Origin of the sequence: Methylophaga lonarensis MPL, from assembly GCF_000349205.1 — a bacterium.
Classification (GTDB): Bacteria; Pseudomonadota; Gammaproteobacteria; order Nitrosococcales; family Methylophagaceae; genus Methylophaga; species Methylophaga lonarensis.
In genome coordinates this window covers 1-703 of the sequence record NZ_APHR01000110.1, presented here as the reverse complement: position 1 = coordinate 703, position 703 = coordinate 1, and the positions used below count along the sequence as shown (strand labels likewise).

General features: G+C 46.6%; 1 tRNA gene and 1 rRNA gene. Both read left to right on the top strand.

Annotated elements, in window-relative coordinates:
- Positions 1 to 33: 33 nt before the first annotated feature.
- Positions 34 to 109, top strand: a tRNA-Ala gene (locus tag MPL1_RS13100).
- Between the two features lie 288 nt (positions 110 to 397).
- Positions 398 to 703, top strand: a 23S ribosomal RNA gene (locus MPL1_RS13095); the annotation flags it as partial.

Genomic DNA, 703 nt, shown 5'->3' with positions numbered 1-703 from the left:
KSWKAAGTGGTAACCCAAAGGAAAACCCAAGATGGGGCTATAGCTCAGCTGGGAGAGCGCCTGCCTTGCACGCAGGAGGTCGGCGGTTCGATCCCGCCTAGCTCCACCAACTAAGTGGAGCGGTAAATCAGGTTCCACCAACTAAGTGGAGCGATAGATTGGTTCCACCAACTAAGTGGAGCGAAACAAGTACCACCCGATAATCTCTCAAAAGTAAAGAAACAGCTGTGAGTGGACTTATATCGATGAGTTGACTGACAAGTGTTTCGGCACTGCTCTTTAACAAAACGGAAAGTAACAAGGCATAAGACTTAACTGTAGAGATACAGATGAGTTTTATAGTAAAGAAACTGATGTAGCAAAACGACATATATCCCAAGTTGACTTCGGGTTATATGGTCAAGTGAATAAGCGCACATGGTGGATGCCTTGGCGATAAGAGGCGATGAAGGACGTAGTAATCTGCGATAAGCGTAGGGGAGCTGATAAACAAGCTTTGAGCCTACGATTTCCGAATGGGGCAACCCACTTACCCTTGGGTAGGTATCGTTAAGTGAATACATAGCTTAACGAGGCGAACCCGGCGAACTGAAACATCTAAGTAGCCGGAGGAACAGAAATCAACCGAGATTTCCTAAGTAGCGGCGAGCGAACGGGAAACAGCCTGCAAGTGATATTAAGCATTTTAGTGGAATGGTCTGGA